The organism is Bradyrhizobium sp. Ai1a-2 (genome assembly GCF_000426245.1).
Classification (GTDB): domain Bacteria; phylum Pseudomonadota; class Alphaproteobacteria; order Rhizobiales; family Xanthobacteraceae; genus Bradyrhizobium.
Map to the genome: position 1 here is coordinate 34,213 of NZ_AUEZ01000011.1, position 22,088 is coordinate 56,300.

Here is a 22,088-nt window from a genome sequence, read left to right on the forward strand (position 1 = left end):
ACGATCGCGTCACGACGAAATCGTTTCATCGTCCGCCGCAGGGATTGTGGAGATAATCCCCTTCGCGCACTTAAGATTCGAAATTCCATTTCATTGACGATGACACGATCGCACCGCATCATTTGTGCGTTGCTTTGAGTGCGGTTTTATGCGTTGCTTTGAGTGCGACAGCGACGCCGGAGAAATCGGCCTTCTTACAACAATAGCTCCGAACGGAACGCGCACGGGCCAGGCGGCTCGCGCGGACGGCGGAGCCATGTCGAACGTTAGGGGTGAACATGTCGATTGAAGAGAAGAATAGATTGGCGATGGATCGGCGCACGCTGTTGCGGGCCGGCGCGGCAGCAGCGCTTGCGGCGCCGATCGGGGCGTTCGGCGCGCGGGCATTTTCCGCGCGTGGTGTGGTACCGGCGATCGACTTCTCCGAATTTCCCATCTGCAAGACCGCATCCGACGCGCCGCCGCTGACCGGCGCGCCGCGCAAATTGAAGCTGTCATGGAACGCGGGTTCGGTGTGCCTGGCGCCGCTGCCGGTCGCGATCGACTACGGCTTCTTCCAGAAGCAGAACCTCGACATCGAGCTCGTCAATTACAGCGGCTCGACGGATCAGTTGCTCGAGGCGATCGCCACCGGCAAGAGCGATGCCGGGCTCGGCATGGCGCTGCGCTGGCTCAAGCCGCTGGAGCAGGGCTTCGACGTCAAGATCGCCGCCGGCACCCATGGCGGCTGCATGCGCGTGCTGACGCGCGCAGGCTCCGGCGTCGACAAGCTTGCCGACCTCAAGGGCAAGATCGTCGCCGTCGGCGATCTCGCGGGTCCCGACAAGAATTTCTTCTCGATCCAGCTTGCCAAGCAGGGCATCGATCCGAACAAGGACGTCGACTGGCGCGCCTATCCCGGCAATCTCCTCAACGTCGCGGTCGAGAAGGGCGAGGTGCAGGCCTTCCTCGCCTCCGATCCGCTCGCCTATCTCTGGCTGAACGACAGTCAGTACAAGGAAGTCGCCTCCAATCTCGACGGCGAATATCGCGACAAGACCTGCTGCATCGTCGGCCTCCGCGGCTCTCTCGTGCGCAACGAGCCGCATGTCGCGCGCGCGATCACCCAGGCGCTGCTCGACGCCGCGATGTTCACCTCGCAGAATCCGGACAAGGCTGCGAAGTCGTTCCAGCCCTATGCGCCGAAGGCCGCTTCGCTCGCCGATCTCGAAGCGATGGCGCGCTATCACACCCATCATCACCACCCCGTCGGCGCAGCGCTGAAGCAGGAGCTGAAGGGCTATGCCGACGACCTGAAGACCGTCTCGGTGTTCAAGCAGAGCACAGACACGGCGAAATTCGCGGAACGCATTTATGTCGACGTATTCAGTGTCTGATACCCCTGCTGCAGCCGGACAGGCTGCAGCGCATATCGGCCGGGGCTGGTCCGAGAAACTTCGCAGCGGTGACTATGGTGCCGGCGTGGGCGCAACTCTGACCTGGCTGGCATTCGGTTCGGCCTGCCTCTATTGGCCGGATCTCGGCGATTGGTCGCGCACGCAATCGCTCGGCATCGGCGCCTTCGTGGTTGCGGCCTTCGCGCTGTTCGGCACGCTTGGCGCCGACTTCCTGGGTAGCGCCGGGGCAGGGCTGCGCCGCCGCGCCCCGTGGCTCCTTGCGCTCGGCGCCTTCTTCACACTGTGGGAGATCGCCACGGCAAAATTTGGCTGGTTGCCGCTGCCGTTCTTCCCGCCGCCGCAAGCGATCCTGGAAGTCTATACCGACGATCTGCCGAAACTGCTCGACAGCGTCATCGCGTCGGTGAAGCTGCAGCTCGGCGGTTATCTTATCGGCGCGGCCATCGGCTTCCTGACTGGGGTATCGATCGGCTGGTCGCAGAAGGTCGGCTACTGGGTGCATCCGGTGCTGCGCTTCATCGGGCCGTTGCCGGCCACCGCCTGGCTGCCGATCGCCTTTTTCACTTTCCCCTCGAGCTGGAGCGCGAGCACCTTCCTGATCGCGCTCGCCACCGGCTTCCCGGTGACAGTCCTGACGTGGTCGGGCGTTGCGAGCGTGCCAAATGCTTATTACGACGTCGCACGCACGCTGGGGGCAAAGCCGTCCTTCCTGGTGCTGAAGGTGGCGATCCCCGCAGCGCTGCCGCACGTTTTCGTCGGCCTGTTCATGGGGCTCGGCGCCTCGTTCGCGGTGCTGGTCGTGGCCGAGATGATCGGCGTCAAGGCCGGACTTGGCTGGTACCTGCAGTGGGCGCAGGGCTGGGCCGCCTATGCCAACATGTATGCCGCGCTGATCGTGATGTCGCTGCTCTGCTCCGGCGCGATCACGCTGCTGTTCAAGACGCGCGATCGGCTGCTGGGCTGGCAGAAAGGCGTCGTCAAATGGTAACCGCTGCCTTGGCCGAAGCTATCGCCTATCCTGCGGTCGGCGCTGCGCTCGATATCGAGCACGTCAATCATGCCTTCGATATCGATGGCGCCGTGTTGCCGGTGCTGGACGACGTCACCCTGGCGATCGAGCCCGGCGAATTCGTCGCGCTGCTCGGCCCGTCGGGCTGCGGCAAGTCCACGCTGCTCCGGCTGGTCGCCGGACTTGAGAAGCCACGCAGCGGCGTGTTGCGTGAGGACGAGATCCGTATCGCGGGACCACACCCGTCGCGCGTCGTCGTGTTCCAGGATCCGACGCTGTTTCCCTGGCGCTCGGTCTGGGACAATGTCGCGCTCGGGCTGGAGGCGCAGGGCATCCTGAAGAGCCAGCGGCAGCGGGTCGATGCGGCGATCGATCTCGTCGGCCTCTCCGCCTTCAGGAAGGCCTATCCGCACCAGCTTTCCGGCGGCATGGCACAGCGCGTCGCGCTGGCGCGTGCCCTGGTGAACGATCCGAAGGTGCTCATTCTCGACGAGCCGCTCGGTAAATTGGATTCGCTGACACGGATCACGATGCAGGCTGAGCTCGTCTCGCTCTGGCAGCGCAAGGGCTTCACCACGCTGCTCGTCACCCATGATGCGGAGGAAGCGCTGTTCCTCGCCAACCGCGTTATCGTGCTCAGCGACCGCCCGGCGCGCGTCAAGGCTGACATCAGGGTGGATCGGCCATATCCGCGCCATCGCGGCGATCCCTATCTCGCCGATCTGCGCCGGCAGATTCTGGGCCTGCTTGGGCTCGATGCGACATGGTGACGACGGCGGCGAAAGAACAGCCGCTGTCAGAAGCGCCGGACCATGTCGCGCGCGCCTCGAAGCTCGCCGAGGTCATTGCCGAGCGGGCGCCGGCACACGACCGCGACGCCAGTTTTCCGTTCCAGAATTTCGACGACCTCGCGAAAGCCGGTCTCCTCGCGCTGACCGTCCCGGCGGCATTCGGCGGGGCAGGGGCGGGCGCCCGCGACACCGCGCGCATCCTTGGCATCATCGGCAAGGCCGATCCGTCGACCGCACTCGTGCTGTCGATGCACTACATCAACCATCTGGTGATGGCGCGCAGCCCGCGCTGGCCCGTGCGTCTGTCGCGCAAGCTTGCCAAGGAGACAGTCGAAGGCGTGGCCTTGATCAATGCGCTACGTGTCGAGCCTGAGCTCGGATCGCCTGCGCGCGGCGGCCTGCCGGCGACGATTGCACGCCGCACCGAGACCGGCTGGCGGCTGAGCGGCCGCAAGATCTATTCGACCGGCGCGCCGATCCTGAAATGGTATCTGGTGTGGGCCAGGACCGACGAGGCGGAAACCCGCGTCGGTCAGTTCCTGGTCCCCGCGGGGTTGCCCGGAACGAGGATCGAGGAGACCTGGAACCATCTCGGCCTCCGCGCCAGCGGCAGTCACGACGTGATCTTCGAGGACGTCGTGTTCCCGCTCGATTACGAGGTCGACGTTCGCAAGCCGGAGGAATGGACCGCACCTGACGTGACGCAGTCGACCATCCAGACCATCTTCATGGCCGCCATCTATGACGGTGTCGCCCGCGCCGCGCGCGACTGGCTGGTCAAGTTCCTGCGCGAACGTGTTCCGGCCAACCTCGGCGCCCCGCTCGCGACATTGCCGCGGGCCCAGGAAATCCTTGGCGGCATCGAGGCCCGGCTTGCGGTCAACGCGCGCCTGATCGACAGTTTTGCCGGCGAGTTCGATGCTGGCTTGCTGCTCAGTGTGACCGAGTCCAATATCGTCAAGCTGACGGTGACCAACAACGCCGTCGCTGTGGTGGAGGAGGCGCTGTCACTTGCCAGCAATCACGGCCTGTCGCGACACAATCCGCTGGAGCGGCATTTTCGCGATGTGCTGTGCGGCCGCGTCCACACCCCGCAGGATGACTCCACCCGCATCTCCGCCGGACGCCTGGCGCTGGGCATCTGAACAACAACAGCCAACAAGATCGGAGCTTCCCTATGTCCGTCGAGTTCATCGGCTTCATCACCAACAACAATGCGTCCGAGACCATCGTCCGCTCCGGTCCCGTGCTCGATCCGCCCTATATCGAGACGGTTGCCAAGGCGCATGAGCTTGCCGGCTTCGATCGCGCGCTGCTGGCGTTTCACTCGACGACGCCGGATGCGCTGCAGGTCGCCCAGCACGTGCTCGGCATTACCAGGAAGCTGAAAGTGATGATCGCGCAGCGGCCGGGCTTCACCGCGCCGACGCTCTTGGCGCGCCAGCTTGCCACGCTCGACCAGTTCTATCCCGATCGTGTCTCGCTGCACGTCATCACCGGCGGCAACGCCACCGAACTGCGCCAGGACGGCAATACGCTCGACGACAAGGACGAGCGCTACGCGCGCACCGGCGAATTTCTCGACATCGTCCGCCAGGAATGGACCAGTGAGAAGCCGTTCGACTATCGTGGCAAGTACTACCAGGTCGAGCGGGGCTTTTCGCAGATCAAGCCGCATCAGAAGGGCGGCATCTACACCTTCGTCGGCGGCGGTTCGGATGCCGCGATCGAGGTCGCGGGCAAGCACGCCGACACCTTCGCGCTGTGGGGCGAGTCGTATGCGCAGGTACGCGACGTCACCGCGCGCGTGCGCACCGCTGCCGCCAGGCACGGCCGGCCGGCGCCGCGCTTCAGCCTCTCGGTGCGGCCGATCCTCGCCGACACCGAGGAGAAGGCGTGGGCCAAGGCAGAGGCGATCCTCGCGCGTGCCACCGAACTGCAGGACCAGACCGGCTACCGCAAGCCGGCCGACGGTCATGCCACCGCGGGCGCGAAGCGGCTGCTCGCGCTCGCTGACCAGGGCACACGCATCGACAAGCGGCTGTGGACCGAGATCGCCAAGCTGACCGGCGCCAACAGCAACACTACAGCGCTGGTCGGTACGCCCGAGCAGGTCGCCGAGGTGTTCGGCGATTATTACGACCTCGGCGTCAGCCACTTCCTGATCCGCGGCTTCGATCCGCTGATCGATGCGATCGATTATGGCCGGGCGCTGATCCCGCTGACGCGCAAGCTGATTGCCGCGCGCGATGCGACGCGTGGGATTGCCGCCGAATGATCCGGTTTGTTCTCGCGATTGTTCTCGCACTCGGGGGCATGGGCGCCGCGGCCGCACAAACCACGTTGCGTGTCGGTGATCAGAAGGGCAACTCGCAGGCGGTGATGGAAGCCGCCGGCGTGCTCAAGGACGTGCCCTACAAGATCGAGTGGAAGGAGTTCGCGGCAGCCGCGCCGCTGTTGGAAGCGCTCAGCGCCGGCGCGATCGACACCGGCCTGGTCGGCGATGCGCCCTTCACCTTTGCCGCCGCGGCGGGCGTGCCGGTGAAGGCAATCGCTGCCGTGCGGCAGTCGCGCGACGGGCTTGCGATCGTGGTGCCCGAGAAATCCGCGATCAAGAGTTTCGACGACCTGCGCGGCAAGAAGATCGCGACCGGCCGCGGCTCGATCGGTCACCAGTTGATCCTGGCCGCGCTCGAATCCAGGGGATGGCAGGCGAGCGACGTGCAGATCGTCTTCCTCGCGCCGTCGGACGCCAAGGTCGCCTACTCGCAAGGGTCGGTGGACGCCTGGTCGACCTGGGAGCCCTATGTCAGCCAGGAAGAGGTGCTGTTCAAGTCGCGCCGCGTGATCACCGCCGAAGGCATCACGCCCGGCCTCGGCTTCCAGGTCGCAACGCCCAATGCGATCAAGGACAAGCATGAGCAACTGCAGGATTTCGTCCGCCGCCTCGCCGCGGCACGGGCGTGGTCCCAGAACAATGTGGCCGGCTATGCCGAGACCTGGGGCAAGCTGATGAACATCCCGACCTCGGTGCCGCTGAACTGGCTGGCGCGGGCGAAGATCCAGATTGCGCCAATCGATGACGGCGTCGTGAGCGACGAGCAGAAGACCATCGATCTCTATCACCGCTGGGGCTTGATCAAGCAGCAGCTCAACGCCGCCGAGATCGTCGACCGCTCGTTCGCGACTGCGATCGGCAAGGGTACCGGTTTGTGAACCCGGGCCGGCGTGTGACGCGATGTGATTGAGTAAAACACGTCATTGCCAGCGAAGCAAAGCAAGCCATGCCGCCACGAGCGAAAGATGGACTGCTTCGCTTCGCTCGCAATGACACAGGTGCAAGCGGGAGAGAGAGCGTAGCTCCCAAAAGCGTGATCGTTGGAAAAATCCGCTTGGCGGGTCGAGAGCGCCGAAAGGATTTTCCATGTTTGATCCTCGCGGGAATGTCAACGTTGCTATTTCTCGGCCTCCCTTGCCGGAGCGGTTCACCCGGCCAAAATGAAACAGACCGAACAATAGGGAGTCCGGGAGACCACCATGGGCCTGCATGAAACCAAGATAGAGTCGCTTCCCTTCGTCACTGCCGAGCTCAACTACCTCGCCCCGGTCGCGGGCAAGCCACGCACCTACGCCCTTGATCCGCCGCCCGGCGAGCCCAAGTCGACGGCGCTCCCCGAACCCCACAACGTTCCGATCTTCGACGGCCGCCTGATCGCCGACCGGTTTTCACTCGATCGCGAAGGCTTCGCGTTGGTTAAGCATCCGACCGCGGTGAGGAATTACTACGACGACAACGAAATCAGGCGCGTCTACTATCCCGCTGTCGAAGCATTCCTGAAGGCGACGCTGAAGGCCGATCGAGTCGTCATCTTCGACCACACCGTACGCAAGCGCGTCGAGGGCGCTCCTGATGTGCGCGACGGCACGCCGCGCCAGCCGGCGACGCGCGTCCATGTCGACCAGACCGATCTATCCGGCCGCAACCGCGTGTTCGAACATCTGCCTGATGAGGCCAATGAACTCGTCAAGGGCCGGGTGCAGGTGATCAACCTCTGGAGGCCGATCCGCGGGCCGCTGCGCGATGCGCCGCTGGCGATGTGCGACGGCCAGTCGGTGACGCCCGGCGATCTCATCGCCTCCGATCTGATCTATCCCAACCGTCGGGGCGAGACCTATTCGGTGAAATACAATGCGAACCACCGCTGGTTCTATTTCCCGGAGATGACGCCGGACGAGGCGCTGCTGCTCAAGTGCTACGATTCCGAAGCCGACGGCCGCACGCGTTTCGCGCCGCATACCGCCTTCATCGATCCCACGACGCCGGCCGATGCCGAGCCCCGCGAAAGCATCGAAGTGCGGACGCTGGTGTTCCATAAGCATTAGAGCATGATCCGGAAAAGTGGAGACCGGTTCTCCGAAAAGAGCGTGCGCAAACAAAGAGATGAGATCACGATCCGATTTCATTAATCGGATCATGATTTGAACTGCCTAATACCTGGGCACAGATTGGCGTTCGCGCGCTATTGGTGATACGCCGTCCCGAAATTCCTCGGAGACGATACGAGTCGTGGGCGGCGTTACCAAAGATGATGCGGGATTCGGTACCCGCACGCTGATTTTTGCTCTGTTGGCCCTGGCTTGCGGCCATATGCTGTCCACCCTGCTGCGGACGATCCCGGCCATCAGCCTCGACCTGATGGCCGCCGATTTCGCGACGCCGCCGCAGACGCTCGCGAGTCTGACCTCGATCTATCATTTTGCGTTTGCCGCGTCGCAGGTCCCCGTCGGCGCCGCGATGGACCGCTTCGGCGTTCGCCCGGTTTCCCTGAGCCTGCTGGTTGGAACCATCTTCGGATCGATGGCTTCAGCGTTTGCGACCGGACCGGAGAGCTTCCTCGTTGGCCAGCTCGTGCTGGGGATCGCGACATCGGGCATGCTGATGTGCCCGATGACGCTGGCTGCGAAACAGCTTTCGCCGGCGCAGTTTGGTCTGTGGTCAGGCGCCATCCTGTCGATCGGCAACATCGGCATGCTGCTGTCGTCGAGCCCTTTGGCCTTCGTGGTCGACCGTTTCGGCTGGCGGGCGGGGTTTTGGATATCGGCCATTGGCGGCGTTGCGGTGCTGCTCGCGGTGCTTGTGCTGGTACCGAAGCAGCCGGCCGAGCACAAGGATGATTCCTCGCCGCTGTCGCAAATGATGGAAGTCTTGCGCCTTGGCCTGTCCCATCAACTCCGGGGCCTGGTTGCCCTGTCGCTGGTCTCGCTCGCGGCGTCGCTGGTGCTCAGGGGATTGTGGGGCGGGCCGTGGCTGATGGACGTCAAGGGGCTCACGCGCATCGAAGCCGGCAACCAACTCGGACTGTTCACGCTGGCGCTGATCGTCGGGCCGGTCTGCATCGGTATGGTCGATCGCAGGTTCGGCCACCGGCGCACCGTTGTTGCGGCAACCCATTTCGCATCGGCGCTGTTGCTTCTGCTGATGGCCCTGGGCGCGCCGGGTTACCCGGTATCCAGTCTGTTCGGCGCCGCCGTCATGCCGCCGCAATATGATCTCGTCCTGTTCGTCCTGATCGGTCTTGCCGTCTCGGCGCAGCCGCTGCTCTATGGCATGACCAGGCAGCTCGTTGACGCCCAGAGCGCCGGCAAGGCGCTTTCGGCGATCAATCTCGCCTTTTTCCTCGGCGCGGCATTGATGCAATCCGTAACCGGCGTGGTCGCGGCGCTCTATGGATTGCCGGCGGTGATGGTGTTCATGGCCGCAGCCCTGCTGGCCGGCACGGTTGTGTTTTTGATCTATACGTCGTCGGTTGCCGGGATAAAGTAGGCGGCATGTCCGGCAAGATCGATCCCATCACCCGGTCCGTCGTCCAGCATCGGCTGAGTTCCATCGTGAGGGAGATGGGCGAAGCCATGCTTCGCACCTCCTATTCGCAGATTCTCAATTCCAGCCGCGATTTTTCGCTCGCGATCTGCGACACCAGCGGGCGGCTGATCGCACAGGCCGATCACATCCCGGTCCATGTCGGCGCGTTGCCCTGGGCCACGCTTGCGGTCGAAGAGCGCTTCAAGGACGTTGAGCCGGGCGACGTCATCCTGCTCAACGATCCCTATCACGGCGGCAGCCATCTTCCCGATCTCACCGCCTTCGTGCCGGTCTTCGACGGCGGCAAGCGCCTGCTCTGGACCATCGTCCGCGCCCATCAGAGCGACATCGGCGGCGCCACCCATGGCGCCTACAACCCTGATGCCACCGAGATCTTTCAGGAAGGGCTGCGCATCCCTCCGATCAAGCTCTGCGAGGCCGGCAAGCTGCGCGAGGACCTGCTTGATCTGTTGGCGCTGAACATCCGCAACCCCAGGGAATTCCGCGGCGACCTTGCCGCGATGCTGGGCGCCGCCCATCTCGGCGAGCGCCGCGTCGCGCGACTGTTCGGCGAGTTCGGCGCACCCGTGGTCGAAGCCGCCATCGAAGCCATCCTCGACGCCACCGAGCAGCAGACCCGCGCTGTCGTTGCCACCTGGAAGGACGGCGTCTTTCATGGCGAAGCGTTCCTCGACGATGACGGCCACGGCCGCAGCGACATCCGCATCGCGGCAAAGGTGACCAAGAGGGGCAGCGACATCGAGGTTGACCTGTCCGATTCCGACCCGCAGTCGACGAGCTTCGTGAATTCCTCGCATGCCAATATGCAGGCAGCGGTGGCAATGGCCTTTGCCTATCTGATCGACGCCGACATCCCGAAGAACACCGGCGCGCTGCGACCGCTGAAGGTGATCGCGAAACAGGGCACCGTGGTCTGGGCTGATCCGGGCCGGCCGGTGACACTGTGCACCAGCCATCCCTCCAACGAGATCGTCGAGGCGATCATCAAGGCGCTGTCGGCCTCCTGTCCGGAGCGTGCGATGGCCGGCTGGGGTCGCCGCTTCCGCATCGCAATCCAGGGCGAGGACCCTCGCACCGGGCGCAACTTCATCTGGCACATGTTTCAGGCCCGCCCCGGTGGCGGCGCCTCATGCGGTGGCGACGGCTGGTCGTCGATCGGCGAGTGGCACGCCGTCGGCGGGCTCAAGTTCGGCAGCATCGAGGTCGCCGAAGTGCGCTTTCCGTTCCATTTTCGCCACCACGAATTCCGCCCCGGCTCGGCTGGCGATGGCCAGTTTCGTGGCGGCCTCGGCGTTTCCCTGGACATGGTGCTGGAAACCGAGAAGCCCGCAAAGGGCAACACCGCTGGCGAGGGCGTCCGCTACGGCCCCTGCGGGATGCTCGGCGGTGAAGATGGAAAACCGCATCGCTATCGCCTGCTGTCCGAGGGCCGTGAGCCGCGCGTGCTCAAGACCAAAGAGGTCGGGATCGATCTCCGTCCCGGTGATTGCCTGGAAATCCGTTCCTCCGGTGGCGGCGGCTGGGGACCGCCGGCAAAGCGATCGGCCGAGGCGCGCCAGCGCGATATCGAGCAGGGTCTGGTCGATGTCCCCGTGGAGCAGCGTAGATAGCCGATGATGAGATTATATCGAATAGCGCCAAGACGAAGCTGCGCTCCCTCTCCCGCTTGCGGGGGAGGGCCGGGGTGGGGGTGTTTCCGCGATTCACGCTGTTCGAACGTGCAGAGAGAGCCCTCACCCGGCGCGGAGCTTGTACTCGGACGGCGCGAAGCGCCGATCCGGGTGCGCCGACCTCTCCCGCAAGCGGGAGAGGTGAAGTCAGCTCGCGGCAACCGGATCGTGCCATGACCATGTACACGATCGGAGTTGACGTCGGCGGTACCTACACGGACCTGGTCGCCACGGATGAAGCGGGGCGCACGGTGTTCGCGAAATCGCCATCCACGCCGTCGGATCAATCGATCGGCGTGATGGCGGGCCTGGAAGAACTGGCACGGCGCCTGAACGTCTCGCGTGCGGACATGCTGGCGAATACTGATCGTCTGGTTCATGGCACGACGGTTGCGACCAACGCACTGCTTGAGCGCAAAGGCGCCAGGGTTGCGCTGCTCACCACCGAAGGCCATCGCGACGTCGTCGAGATGCGCGAAGGATTGAAGCCTGATCGCTACGATCTGCGGACGCCGCCGCCGGAGCCGCTGGTCCCGCGCGAGCGCCGCCTCGGGGTGCGCGAGCGGCTAAAGGCAGATGGCAGCGCGTCGATCCCGCTCGATGCCGCATCGCTCGGCGGCGCGATCTCTGCGGTGAAAAGCTCGGGCGCTACTTCGGTCGCGGTCTGCTTCCTGCACTCCTATCTCAATCCCGCGCATGAGCTCGCGGCCGTCGAGCGGCTCGCGAAAGAACTGCCCGGGATCAATATCTCGCGCTCGAGCGATGTGCTGCCGCAGATCAAGGAATATGAGCGCGTCTCGACCACGATCGTGAACGCCTATGTCGAGCCGATCGTGCGGCGCTACCTGACAAGTCTCGAGCAGCGGCTCATGGAGGCCGGCTTCAGGGGCACGCTGTTTGTGGTGCTGTCGCATGGCGGCATGGCGCCGGTCGAGGAAGCCTCGCGGCTTGCCGCGGGCACCGTGCTGTCGGGGCCGGCCGGCGGCATTTCCGGCAGTCGCCGTTGCGCGGACCTCCTGGGAATTCCGGATCTCGTGCCGTTCGACATGGGCGGCACCAGCACCGATATCTCGCTGATCGCAGCCGGACAGGCCTCGCTCTCGGCCGACGGCATGCTGGCCGGCCAGCGCATCGCGCTACGCAGCCTCGACATTGCGAGCATCGCGGCCGGCGGCGGCTCGATCGCGAGCGTCGATGGCAGCCGCACCTTGCGGGTAGGGCCGGAGAGCGCCGGTTCGGTGCCGGGCCCGGCCTGCTACGGCAATGGCGGCACGGCTGCCACCGTCACGGATGCCAACGTCGTCCTTGGTTACCTCGATGCCGGCGCTTTCATGGGCGGCAAGCGTCCGCTCGACCGTGCGGCCTCGGAAGCGGCGATCGACAGGATCGCGGTCGCCCTGGAATTGTCGCGGCTGGAGGCTGCCGCCGGCATCTACAAGATGATCAACCTGAAGATGGCCGACGGCATCCGCCTGATGACGCTGCGCCGCGGCGTCGATCCCCGGAAATTCGCGCTGCTCAGTTTTGGCGGTGCCGCCGGCCTGCACGCGGCGGAAGTCGCGCGCGAACTCGAGATCAGGCGCATCATCGTGCCGACGGTGGCGTCGGTGCTGTCGGCCTGGGGCATGCTGACCAGCGATCTCCGCTACGAGGTCAGCCGCACGCACTATGGCGCCGGTGCGCGCATCACCGCCGGCGAAGTGCGCGAACTATATTCCCAGCTCGAAGAGCAGGCCGCCGGTCGGCTCCGCTCCTGGTTCAAGGGTCCCGTCAGCATCGAGCGCTCCGCCGAGATGCGCTATGGCGAGCAGGTGTTCGAGATCGACGTGCCGCTTGGTGATCTCGATCTGGACGCGAATGATGTCGTCGACCAGATCGAGCAGCGCTTTCACCGACGCCACGAGGAGCTCTACACCTATGCCTCACCCGGCCAGGAAGTCGTGTTCGTCAACGCCCGCGTCGCGGCCGTAGGCGAGGTGGCACGGCGCGCCGAAGGGCCGAAGGCGATGGTCTCGGAAGAGCCGTGCTCGCCACGGAGCCGACGCCAGGCCTGGTTCGGCGGATGGCGCGAGGTGCCGGTCTATGGGCTGGATGATCTTCGTCCCGGCCAGTCGCTCACCGGTCCCGCGATCATCGAAGCCGAAACCACGACGGTGCTGATCGACACCGCCGACCGCGTGTCCGTCAACGCCTTGGGCTGGCTGGATATTGCATTGCGTTGACGATCCGCAACGGCGCTCATCGCCGCAATGCACCATTTTCACTTCTCTGATCATATTTGCGCGGTATTGTTGTGTTCTCGTGAAGGTGCTGCAGGCTGTGCTTTCAGAGCAGGTTTGAGGCAATGTTGACACAACGAAGAAGAGCAAGACTGTCACTGTCCCTCATCGCCGCGGTGCTTCTTGCGTGGGCGCCGTCCAGTGCACAGCAAGCGTCCGAAGGAGGCGCCGCGGCCAACGACATCCGCATCGGCAACGTCATGCCCTACACCGGACCGCTGGCGGCCTTTGCGACCATCGGCAGGGCGGAAGCCGCCTATTTCGACATGGTCAACGAGCGCGGCGGCATCAACGGACGGAAGATCAAGTTCATCTCTGTCGACGACAGCTCCAATCCGCACACGGCACTTCAGCAGACGCGCGAACTGGTCGAGAAGGAGAACGTGCTGCTGATGTTCGGCTCGTTCGGCACGCCGAGCAATCTGGCGACCCGGGCCTATCTCAACGACAAGAAGATCCCGCAATTGTTCGTCGCTTCCGGCGATGAGGAATGGGCAAATCCGAAGAAATATCCGTGGAGCATGGGCTGGCAGCCGACCTTCCGTGCCGAGGGCCGGATCTATGCGAATTACATCCAGGCATCCTATCCCGACAGCAAGATCGCCGTGCTCTGGCAAAACGATCAGTTCGGGCGCGACCTGTTCAGGGGATTGCAGGAAGGACTCGGTGATACCGCCGGCATGATCGTCGCCGATCTCGCCTTTGATGCCTCCGATACCTCGATCCAGGTGCAGATCGAGATATTGAAGGATTCCGGGGCCGACATATTGGTGTTCAACGGAGCGCCGGCAATCGCCGCCCGCGCCATCCGCATTGCCGCGGACCTGGATTGGCATCCGGTCTTCATCCTCGACAATGCCTCGGCCTCGATCGCCAGCGCGCTGCGGCCGGCAGGGCTGCAGAATGCGCTCGGCGTGATCTCGACATCCTTCCTGAAGGACGCTGACGATGCTGCATGGAAGGAGGACCCGCCGATCAAGGCATGGTCGGCCTTCATGGACAAATACTTTCCCGATGGCGACAAGGAGGACAGCTACGCCATCTTCGGCTACGCCGCGGCCGAGACGATGGTCCAGGTGCTGACCCAGTGCGGCGATGACCTGTCGCGCGAGAACATCATGCGCCAGGCCGCGTCCTTGAAGAACTATCTCAACCCGGTCGCGCTGCCTGGCATCGCGATCAACACCAGCCCGACCGATTTCCGCCCGATCAAGCAGATGCGCCTGGTGCAGTTCGACGGCAACATCTGGCAACCGATCGGCGACGTGATCGAAAGCGCATTCGTTAACGCGCCGGGGGATAAGTGATCCCGAACGAAGCCACACATTCGCTGTCGTCCCGGCCTTGAGCCGGGACGACAGTTACTTCCTGGCAGCCTGCCCGTAATTCAGCAATCCGCCCTTGCTCTTTGGCGGATGCGCGCGCAGGCCTTCTTCGTTCGGCTCGGTGCCCCAGCCCGGCCGGTCCGGAATCACGAGGTGGCCGTCGACGATTTCAGGCACATGCGTGAACAGCTCATGGTCCCAGGCGAGCCGGTCGATATCGGTTTCCATGATCCGCAGATTCGGCACCGCCGCCGAGAAATGCGCGTTCATCATGGTGCAGAGGTGGCCGTAGAAATTATGCGGGGCGACGTTGACCTCGAAATGTTCGGCGGCGTTCGCGATCTTCATCGACTGCCACACACCGTTCCAGGGCGTGTCGATGATCGCGACGTCCATCGCCTGCTCGGTGAAGTAGGGCAGGAACTCGCGCAGGCCCAATAGCGTCTCGCAGGAGGAGATCGGATGCGGGCTCTGACGGCGGATGTAGCCGAGCGCCTGCGGGTTGAAGGTGTCGATCTCGACCCAGAACATGTCCATCTTCTCGATCGCCCGCAGGATCTTGAGATAGCCTTCAGTCTTGGCGTTGAAGTTGAGGTCGAGCAGCAGATCGACATCGGATCCGGCGCCGTCGCGGATCGCCTCCAGGTGCATGCAGAGATTGCGCAGCACGGTGCGGTCGACATTGATCTCGGGCTCGAACGGCGAGCCGAAGCCCGGTCGCCAGCCCTGCGGCTTACCGTCGGTATACACGAAGATGTTGGTCTTCATCGCGGTGAAGCGCTTCTCGCGCACCTCGCGGCCGATCGCCTTCACGCCGTCGAGATCGGTGATGGCCGGCTTGTACCAGTCGGGATGGTTGATGCGCCAGGTCGCGCAATGCGACCAGTAGACCCGGATGCGGTCGCGGATCTTGCCGCCGAGCAACTCGTAACAAGGCACGCCGAGCGCCTTTGCCTTGACGTCGAGCAGCGCGTTCTCGATCGCGCCCAGCGCCAGCGCCACCACGCCGCCGGCGGCCGGCCGGGTCGCGGAGAACAGTTCCGCGTAGATGCGTTCATGCTGCAGCGCGTTCTTGCCGATGATCCGCGTCGCCAGCCGCTCGATCGCGGCGGTGAGGCCGGGCGCGCCGAAGCCTTCGTCGAACTCGCTCCAGCCGACGATGCCGTCTTCGGTCGTCACCTTGACGAAGTGGTAATTCCGCCAGCCGGCATCGCAGGCGAGCGTTTCGATGCTTCTGATGTTGGACGATTTGCTCATGATTTCCTGCCCGGCGCCGTTGTTTCGTTGAGACCGATAACAACAATGGAACGGCCGGCGCGTCAATCACATCAGCGGCAATCCAGATCGGCAGGTCGCGACTAGCTCCTTGGCGGAAACAGCATCGGCCGCTGCCGCTCGAAGGTCCGGCGTCCGCTCTTGAAGCCCATGAGCACCTCGGGCAATTCCGCAATTGCGCCACGGCCGCTATCGGTGTCGAGCACGATGATGTCGGCGGGATTGCCGACGCTGATGCCATAGTCCCGCAGGTTCATCAGGCGGGCAGGGAGGTCCGTCACCAGATCGAGGCAGGCGTCGAACTCGGTGACAGCGGCATGGGCGATGTTGGCGTAGAAATTAGCCATCCGCAGCAGGGAGGCATCGCCGAACGGCGTGAACGGATTCTGCACATTGTTGGTCGCCACCGAGCAGAGCACGCCGTCGGCGACGAGCTTGTGAGCCACCGTGAGCCCGCGCGGCGCATTGTGCGTCGTGTCCCGCCCCAACAGATAGAGGTCCGTCGCGGGCAGCACGGTCACCGCCACGCCAGCCTTGGCCAGCCGTTCGGTCGCCGCCTTCAACCGATCCGGTGGCAGCGCCGATAGTTTGGTCGCATGGCCGATGGCGACGCGACCTTGATAGTTCCGGCGTTCGGTCTGGCGGCAGACTTCTTCCATGTGCCACCAGGATGGATCGAGGTCGAAGTCGAGATGCAGGTCGACGTCGACGTCGAACTCCTGCGCCAGATCGAAGATCCTCTCGATATGCGCGTTCGGGTCGGTGTCCACATAGGGACAGCCGCCGATCGCCTCGCCGCCGTCGCGCAGCGCCGCGATCAGCAATTCCTCAGCGCCGGGATCGTTGGTCAGCCCTTCCTGCGGGAACACGCACGGGGAAATATCAATCGCCCAGTCATAATCACGCTTCAACGCCTTGACCGCCTCGAAGCCGCGCAGGCCGATGCGCGGATCGATCTCGACATGCGTGCGCATCCGCGTGGTGCCGAAGGTGATCGCACGCTCGATCACGCGCGCGCCGCGGGCATGGATGTCCTCGACGGTGAAGTCGCGCTTCATCGCCGCCACGGCGCGGATGGCTTCGCTGACGGTGCCATGGTCATGGGCGCAGCGGCCGAGCAGGCACGCTTTGTCGAGATGGATATGGGTGTCGACGAAGCCTGACAGCACGAGCTTGCCGCCGACATCGATTTCCGCCGTCTCGCAGACGAGGCGCGGCTCGATCGCGGCGATCAGGCCGCCGGCGACGCCGATATCGACCGGCGTGCTCGCATTTCGCGTGCGCGCATTGCGGAAGATGAGATCGAAGGCAGTTCGCATCGTCACTAGCGTCCGCGCGCCGCCTTCGGCAGTTTGACGACGCGGCCGCCCTCGGCCTCTTCGGCGTAGGGCGCAAGAATGTCGAGCAGGTCGCGGCCGCGCTGCGGGACCGGAGCAACCAGCGCACGGCCCGCCACCGAGTCCAAATGGCTGTGCATCAGGCTCATCACCTTCTCCTCGTCGCCCCTGACCAGCGCCGCGATGATCGCGCGATGCTCGTTGATGGCGCATTCCGAGGAATGCGGGCGGCTGAACAGCGACAGCGTCAGGCAGCAGCGATAGGCGATCTCGCTGACATAACGGATCAGGATCGGGCTGTTCGTCATGTGCGCGAGCAGGATGTGGAATTCGGTCGCGAGCCTGATCGAGACCGGGTCCGAGCCGCCACGGGCGCGGTCCTCGGCATCGACATGCGCATTCAATTCCGCGATCTGCGCCTTCGTGAGCTTGCCGGCGAGGTGGCGCACCACGAGGCGCTCGAGCTGAATGCGGACGTCGAAGGCGTCGCGCGCATCCTGCCAGCTCGGCGTCGCCACTACGGCGATGCGATTGCGGCGTAGTTCGATGAGGCCTTCTGCCGCCAATTGTCCGAGCGCATGGCGCGCGATGGTGCGGCTCACGCCGAAGCGCTCGCCGAGCGAATCCTCTGGCAGCTTCGCGCCCGGTTCGAGCGCCTGCTCGATGATGGCGCGGCGGAGCGCGCGGCAGATCACGCTGACCTTGTCGGAAGTCTCAGCAGTCTTGCTGGCCGCGCGCGGCGACATTGGTTGATCCCGTAAGTGCTTGCGGTCGCATTCTTAGCATGGACGTCCAATAAGTGTGCGCACGAATTGCATGCACTTTGATGGGCGAATTGCCTAATTTGAATCCGCCTAGGCGTTTCTGATTTACCTGATCTCGTTGATTCCGCGGCAATGCTCCGCTGGCATCTGGCTTGCATGCACTTTCCCTCGTGATGCGCATGCAAGCAAATTCCGAATTCTCGGGCGAGCCGGTTCCCTCCGGCAACGCACCGATCGCCATTGAACTATCCGACGCTTCGGTGACGTTCGGCCGCGGCGACCGCGCGGTGCCGGCGCTATCGAAGACGACGCTGCACGTCAGTGAAGGCGAGTTCGTCGCGCTGGTCGGTCCGTCCGGCTGCGGCAAATCGACGATCCTGCGCTTGGTCAGCGGCCTGGTGCAGCCCACGACCGGCGTCGTCATTGTCGGCGGCCGCGAGGTGGCGGCGCGCGCGATGCGGGTCGGCATGGCATTCCAGAACCCGACCATGCTGCCGTGGATGACGATCGAGCGGAACATCATGCTGCCGCTGAAGATCGTCGAGCCGTTCCGCTCGCAATTCCGGAAATTGCGCAAGACCGAATTCCGCGACAAGGCCAACGCGCTGTTGGAGCAGGTCGGCCTCAAGGGATTTGGCGGCCGTTTTCCCTGGCAGCTCTCCGGCGGCATGCTCCAGCGCGCCAACCTGTGCCGCGCGCTGATCCATGAGCCGCGCCTCCTGCTGCTCGATGAGCCGTTTGGCGCGCTCGACCAGTTCACGCGCGAGGAGTTGTGGTCGATCCTGCAAGGGCTCTGGATGACGCATAAGCCGACCGTGCTGCTGGTCACCCACGATCTGCGCGAGGCCGGCTTTCTCGCCAGCCGAATCTGCGTGATGAGCGCGCGTCCCGGCCGCATCCTCGACGACAGCCATGTCGGCTTTGCCCGGCCGCGCACGGTGGCGATGACGTTCGAGCCGGATTTCGTCGCGCTGAACCAGAAGCTGCGCGCGATGATCGTCGACGCGCGCAGCGCGGTGCAGGAAGGAGCGGCCTGAGATGACGGCACTCGATATCAGGCAGAAGGCGTGGTCCGCGGTGCTGATCGTGCTGTTCTTCGTCGCCTGGGAACTGTTCTGCCTGATGACCGGCATGTCGGACCTCGTGCTGCCGCGCCCGTCGCAGGTCTTCGTGACGCTGTTCGAGCGCTTTCCGGTGCTGTGGCCGCATATCATCCAGACGCTGGCGACCACGATGTTGGGCTTCGTGCTTGGCGTGGCGCTCGGTGTCGTGCTCGGCGCCTTCATCGGCGTCTCGAAGACAGCTTATGACACGGCCTATCCGCTCTTGATTGGCTTTTCCTCGATCCCGAAGGTCGCGGTGGTGCCGATCTTCGTGCTCTGGTTCGGCTCCGGCACTGTGCCGGCGGTTCTCACCGCGCTCTCGATCTGCTTCTTCCCGATCGTCGTCAACATCGCCACCGGGCTTGCCACCACCGAACCCGAACTGGAGGACGTGCTGAAGGCGCTTGGCGCCAGCAAATTCGACATCCTCTGGAATGTCGGTCTGCCCCGCACCATGCCGTTCTTCTTCGCCTCGCTGAAGGTCGCGATCTCCTACGCCTTCGTCGGCGCGGTGCTCTCGGAGACCGTCGCCTCCAACCGCGGCATCGGCAATGTGATGATGACGGCGTCCTCCAATTTCAACGTGCCGCTGGTGTTCGCCGGACTGTTCGTGCTCGCCGGCCTCGGCGTTGCGCTCTACGTCGTGTTCTCGCTGATCGAAGGCCAGGTCACGGGCTGGGCCACGCGCAAGAACGACGTGATTGCCACCTGAGAAAGAGTTTCATCAACCACCGTTCATGAGGTCGTCATGCTGAAGAAAGTGAGCGCCGCGCTGTTGGGATTGGCCCTGTTCGCAGGGACGGCGTCGGCTGAGGAAACCACGATCAAGTTCACGCTCGGCTGGAAGACGCAAGGCTCGGATGCCGCCTTCTTCTACGCCAAGGACCATGGCTACTTCAAAGAGGAAGGCCTCAGCGTCGTCATCGACCAGGGCGAAGGCTCGGGCGCGACCGTGACGCGCATCATGTCCGGCGCCTACGATGCCGGCTTCGGCGACGTCAACGCCATCATCCAGAATGCCGCGACCAAGCCGCAGGATGCACCTGTGATGGTCTACATGATGTGGAACCAGCCGCCGTTCGCGATCGTCGCGAAGAACACGAGCGGCATCAAGACCATCAAGGATTTCGAAGGCCACACCCTCGGCGGCGCGCAGGGCACGCCGACCACGCGGCTGCTCCCGGTATTCGTGCACAAGAACGGGCTCGACGGCGAGAAGATCAAGATCTCCAACATGGCGCCGAACCTGCAGGAGCCGATGCTGATCAAGGGCGACATCGACGCTGCGCTCGTCTTCAACATCACCAGCTACTTCAACCTCGTCCTGAACCGCCAGGATCCTGACAAGGACTTCAAATGGTTCTCGTTCGGCGATTACGGCATGGATCTCTATTCCAACGGCGTGATGGTCTCGCGCAAACTGCTCGCCTCCAATCCGAAGGCCGTCGCCGGCCTCGTCCGCGCCGTCAACAAGGGGCTGATCGCGGTTGCGAAGGACCAGAATGCCGGCATGAAGGCCGCGGTGAATTTCGACAATTTGATCAATGTCGACGTCGAGAAGCGTCGCCTGCAATATTCCTTCGACAAGCTGATCGTTTCGCCGGAAATGAAGGAGATCGGCGTCGGCGACATCAAGGACGACCGCATGGCCCGCGCCATCGGTATCATCGTCGAAGGCTATCAGCTTACGCGCACGCCGACACCATCCGAAATCTTCAGCCGCGAGTTCCTGCCGCCGCGGGCCGAGCGGGAGTTGGTCTACATCACGAACTGAGTTAGTCTGCGGTCATGGCGAACGAAGTTCCGGCACATAGCCTCTTCGCCGGTCTTGACCGCGGCGTGCTTGATGATGTCGTGCTCCGGCACGACAACGGCATCATCGCCTCCATCGACGAGGGAGCGCCGCCGGCGGGGCCGCGCTCCTTCGTGCTTCCTGCGTTCGTCAACGCCCACGATCATGCGCGGCCGACCGCATCGTCCTTCGGCGCGCTCGGCATGCCCCTGGAGAGCTGGCTGCTGCGCTCCGCACTGGGCTCGCCGGTCGATCCCTATCTCACCGCGGCTTCGGCGCTGGCGCGCTCGGCGCGCGCCGGCTGCGCCGCGATGATGGTGCATTACACCCGCCCGAGCGGAACCATGCCGCTGGTGGAGGAAGCCAAGCAGATCGCGCGCGCAGCCTCCGACGTCGGCATCCGCATCGCCTTTGCAATCGCCGTGCGTGACCAGAATCCGGTCGTCTATGGCGATGCCGAGCCGGTGCTCTCAAATCTGTCCGGTGACGATCGCAAGACGATCGAGGACCTGTTCGTCCGCGCGCCGATGTCGCCGAAGGCCTATATCGAACTGACCGAAGCAATTGCTGCGGCGATTGCCGGCCCGAAGATCGACGTGCAGCTCGGCCCGGCCGGTGTGCAATGGTGTTCCAGGCCGCTGCTGGAGGCCGTCGCCGAGAATTCGGCGCTGACCGGCCGCCGCATTCACATGCATCTGCTGGAGACGATCTACCAGCGTGCCTGGGCGGACCAGCATTTTCCTGATGGCATCGTCCGCTATCTCCGCGACATCGGCTTTCTCTCCGAACGCCTGACGCTGGCGCATTGCATCCATGCACGGCCTGATGAGCTGGAAATGATCGCTGCCTCCGGTGCGCGCATCGTCACCAATTTCAGTTCCAACATGCATCTTCGTTCGGGCCTCGCGCCGATCGCTGCCGCGCACAGATGCGGCTGCGCGGTCACCGTCGGTGTCGATGGGCTCGCGCTCGATGAGGACGATGACGTGCTGCGCGAGATGCGGCTGGTGCAGATGATGCACGGCGGCGTTGGCTTCAAGCGGACCTGGACGCCGGCCGAATTCTTCGCGCTTGCCATCCGCAACGGTCGCCGCACCACAGGCGCGCCAGGAAGCGGCGGGCTTTCGCCGGGTGCGCCGGCCGATTTCGTCACGCTTGATCTCGACCGCCTCGACCGCAATCAGATCCTGCCGGTCAGTCCGATCGATCTTTTGTTCGCGCGCGGCAATGCGTCACTGCTCAAGGACGTCGTGGTCGATGGACGCACGATCGTCAGCGACGGCCGTGTCACCGGCGTCGATCTTCCGGCGATCGAGCAGGAATTGCGCGCGATCTATCGCGGCAGCGCGGCAAAATTCTCTGGCTTTCTTTCCGCGTGGCAGCCGCTTTCGGCTTCGCTTGAAAACTGGTTCGAAGCGCAACTCGACTGTCGCTAAACGCAAGCACATCAAAGCGAATTCCG

At 64.2% G+C, this 22,088-nt stretch carries 18 protein-coding genes; 15 read left to right on the forward strand and 3 right to left on the reverse strand.

The window, feature by feature from the left end; all coding sequences use genetic code 11:
* Nucleotides 1–278: 278 nt before the first annotated feature.
* From K288_RS0110285 to K288_RS0110335, 11 genes are all read left to right on the forward strand, one after another.
* Entirely contained in the window at nt 279–1,376 is a 1,098-nt protein-coding gene (locus tag K288_RS0110285; RefSeq protein WP_027579469.1) for an ABC transporter substrate-binding protein, read from the forward strand.
* Nucleotides 1,354–2,385, forward strand: a complete 1,032-nt coding sequence (locus K288_RS0110290; protein ID WP_027579470.1) for an ABC transporter permease subunit — start codon at nt 1,354–1,356, stop codon at nt 2,383–2,385. Before K288_RS0110285 ends, K288_RS0110290 begins: the two co-directional genes overlap by 23 nt.
* Complete coding sequence (locus K288_RS0110295) at nt 2,379–3,176, forward strand: ABC transporter ATP-binding protein (protein ID WP_027579471.1); 798 nt, start codon at nt 2,379–2,381, stop codon at nt 3,174–3,176. Before K288_RS0110290 ends, K288_RS0110295 begins: the two co-directional genes overlap by 7 nt.
* Nucleotides 3,170–4,342: an acyl-CoA dehydrogenase family protein gene (locus tag K288_RS0110300; protein WP_027579472.1), complete on the forward strand. Its 1,173-nt coding sequence runs from the start codon at nt 3,170–3,172 to the stop codon at nt 4,340–4,342. The genes K288_RS0110295 and K288_RS0110300 overlap by 7 nt, the downstream gene beginning before the upstream one ends.
* Nucleotides 4,343–4,374: 32 nt before the next feature.
* Nucleotides 4,375–5,475, forward strand: coding sequence for an LLM class flavin-dependent oxidoreductase (locus tag K288_RS0110305; protein ID WP_027579473.1), 1,101 nt, complete (start codon nt 4,375–4,377; stop codon nt 5,473–5,475).
* Nucleotides 5,472–6,413, forward strand: a complete 942-nt coding sequence (locus tag K288_RS0110310; protein ID WP_027579474.1) for an ABC transporter substrate-binding protein — start codon at nt 5,472–5,474, stop codon at nt 6,411–6,413. The genes K288_RS0110305 and K288_RS0110310 overlap by 4 nt, the downstream gene beginning before the upstream one ends.
* A 321-nt stretch (nt 6,414–6,734) precedes the next feature.
* Nucleotides 6,735–7,580, forward strand: coding sequence for a CmcJ/NvfI family oxidoreductase (locus tag K288_RS0110315; protein WP_027579475.1), 846 nt, complete (start codon nt 6,735–6,737; stop codon nt 7,578–7,580).
* Between the two features lie 184 nt (nt 7,581–7,764).
* Entirely contained in the window at nt 7,765–9,021 is a 1,257-nt protein-coding gene (locus K288_RS0110320; protein ID WP_043159579.1) for an MFS transporter, read from the forward strand.
* A 5-nt stretch (nt 9,022–9,026) separates the two neighbouring features.
* The gene (locus K288_RS0110325) at nt 9,027–10,691 is read left to right on the forward strand and encodes a hydantoinase B/oxoprolinase family protein (RefSeq protein WP_027579477.1); all 1,665 of its coding nucleotides are present in this window, start codon (nt 9,027–9,029) and stop codon (nt 10,689–10,691) included.
* A 233-nt stretch (nt 10,692–10,924) separates the two neighbouring features.
* The gene (locus K288_RS0110330; RefSeq protein WP_043159581.1) at nt 10,925–12,973 is read left to right on the forward strand and encodes a hydantoinase/oxoprolinase family protein; all 2,049 of its coding nucleotides are present in this window, start codon (nt 10,925–10,927) and stop codon (nt 12,971–12,973) included.
* A 122-nt stretch (nt 12,974–13,095) separates the two neighbouring features.
* Complete coding sequence (locus tag K288_RS0110335; protein WP_051334464.1) at nt 13,096–14,337, forward strand: ABC transporter substrate-binding protein; 1,242 nt, start codon at nt 13,096–13,098, stop codon at nt 14,335–14,337.
* A 54-nt stretch (nt 14,338–14,391) separates the two neighbouring features.
* On the opposite strand, the gene K288_RS0110340 is transcribed toward K288_RS0110335, so the two are convergent.
* From K288_RS0110340 to K288_RS0110350, 3 genes are all read right to left on the reverse strand, one after another.
* The gene (locus tag K288_RS0110340) at nt 14,392–15,612 is read right to left on the reverse strand and encodes a mandelate racemase/muconate lactonizing enzyme family protein (protein ID WP_027579480.1); all 1,221 of its coding nucleotides are present in this window, start codon (nt 15,610–15,612) and stop codon (nt 14,392–14,394) included.
* Between the two features lie 101 nt (nt 15,613–15,713).
* Nucleotides 15,714–16,955: an amidohydrolase family protein gene (locus K288_RS0110345; protein ID WP_027579481.1), complete on the reverse strand. Its 1,242-nt coding sequence runs from the start codon at nt 16,953–16,955 to the stop codon at nt 15,714–15,716.
* On the reverse strand, nt 16,955–17,713 hold the full coding sequence (locus K288_RS0110350; RefSeq protein ID WP_027579482.1) for a GntR family transcriptional regulator: 759 nt from the start codon (nt 17,711–17,713) through the stop codon (nt 16,955–16,957). Before K288_RS0110350 ends, K288_RS0110345 begins: the two co-directional genes overlap by 1 nt.
* A 197-nt stretch (nt 17,714–17,910) precedes the next feature.
* Between K288_RS0110350 and K288_RS0110355 the strand changes: the two genes are divergently transcribed.
* Genes K288_RS0110355 through K288_RS0110370 form a run of 4 tightly spaced genes read left to right on the forward strand, consistent with a single transcriptional unit; the run spans nt 17,911 to nt 22,062 of the window.
* Nucleotides 17,911–18,768: an ABC transporter ATP-binding protein gene (locus K288_RS0110355; RefSeq protein ID WP_051334467.1), complete on the forward strand. Its 858-nt coding sequence runs from the start codon at nt 17,911–17,913 to the stop codon at nt 18,766–18,768.
* A gap of 1 nt (nt 18,769) precedes the next feature.
* Nucleotides 18,770–19,546 (forward strand): ABC transporter permease, encoded by a 777-nt coding sequence (locus tag K288_RS0110360; RefSeq protein WP_027579484.1) that lies wholly within the window; start codon nt 18,770–18,772, stop codon nt 19,544–19,546.
* Nucleotides 19,547–19,582: 36 nt separating this feature from the next.
* Nucleotides 19,583–20,608, forward strand: coding sequence for an ABC transporter substrate-binding protein (locus K288_RS0110365; RefSeq protein WP_027579485.1), 1,026 nt, complete (start codon nt 19,583–19,585; stop codon nt 20,606–20,608).
* Nucleotides 20,609–20,622: 14 nt separating this feature from the next.
* The gene (locus tag K288_RS0110370; protein WP_027579486.1) at nt 20,623–22,062 is read left to right on the forward strand and encodes an amidohydrolase family protein; all 1,440 of its coding nucleotides are present in this window, start codon (nt 20,623–20,625) and stop codon (nt 22,060–22,062) included.
* Nucleotides 22,063–22,088 lie beyond the last annotated feature (26 nt).

Coding starts and splice junctions, on each gene's coding strand:
- K288_RS0110300 (WP_027579472.1), top strand. CDS start 3,170: ATGGTGACGACGGCGGCGAAAGAACAGCCGCTGTCAGAAGCGCCGGAC.
- K288_RS0110370 (WP_027579486.1), top strand. CDS start 20,623: ATGGCGAACGAAGTTCCGGCACATAGCCTCTTCGCCGGTCTTGACCGC.
- K288_RS0110360 (WP_027579484.1), top strand. CDS start 18,770: ATGACGGCACTCGATATCAGGCAGAAGGCGTGGTCCGCGGTGCTGATC.
- K288_RS0110330 (WP_043159581.1), top strand. CDS start 10,925: ATGACCATGTACACGATCGGAGTTGACGTCGGCGGTACCTACACGGAC.
- K288_RS0110335 (WP_051334464.1), top strand. CDS start 13,096: ATGTTGACACAACGAAGAAGAGCAAGACTGTCACTGTCCCTCATCGCC.
- K288_RS0110325 (WP_027579477.1), top strand. CDS start 9,027: ATGTCCGGCAAGATCGATCCCATCACCCGGTCCGTCGTCCAGCATCGG.
- K288_RS0110355 (WP_051334467.1), top strand. CDS start 17,911: ATGCAAGCAAATTCCGAATTCTCGGGCGAGCCGGTTCCCTCCGGCAAC.
- K288_RS0110285 (WP_027579469.1), top strand. CDS start 279: ATGTCGATTGAAGAGAAGAATAGATTGGCGATGGATCGGCGCACGCTG.
- K288_RS0110290 (WP_027579470.1), top strand. CDS start 1,354: ATGTCGACGTATTCAGTGTCTGATACCCCTGCTGCAGCCGGACAGGCT.
- K288_RS0110365 (WP_027579485.1), top strand. CDS start 19,583: ATGCTGAAGAAAGTGAGCGCCGCGCTGTTGGGATTGGCCCTGTTCGCA.
- K288_RS0110350 (WP_027579482.1), bottom strand. CDS start 17,713: ATGTCGCCGCGCGCGGCCAGCAAGACTGCTGAGACTTCCGACAAGGTC.
- K288_RS0110340 (WP_027579480.1), bottom strand. CDS start 15,612: ATGAGCAAATCGTCCAACATCAGAAGCATCGAAACGCTCGCCTGCGAT.
- K288_RS0110310 (WP_027579474.1), top strand. CDS start 5,472: ATGATCCGGTTTGTTCTCGCGATTGTTCTCGCACTCGGGGGCATGGGC.
- K288_RS0110295 (WP_027579471.1), top strand. CDS start 2,379: ATGGTAACCGCTGCCTTGGCCGAAGCTATCGCCTATCCTGCGGTCGGC.
- K288_RS0110305 (WP_027579473.1), top strand. CDS start 4,375: ATGTCCGTCGAGTTCATCGGCTTCATCACCAACAACAATGCGTCCGAG.
- K288_RS0110315 (WP_027579475.1), top strand. CDS start 6,735: ATGGGCCTGCATGAAACCAAGATAGAGTCGCTTCCCTTCGTCACTGCC.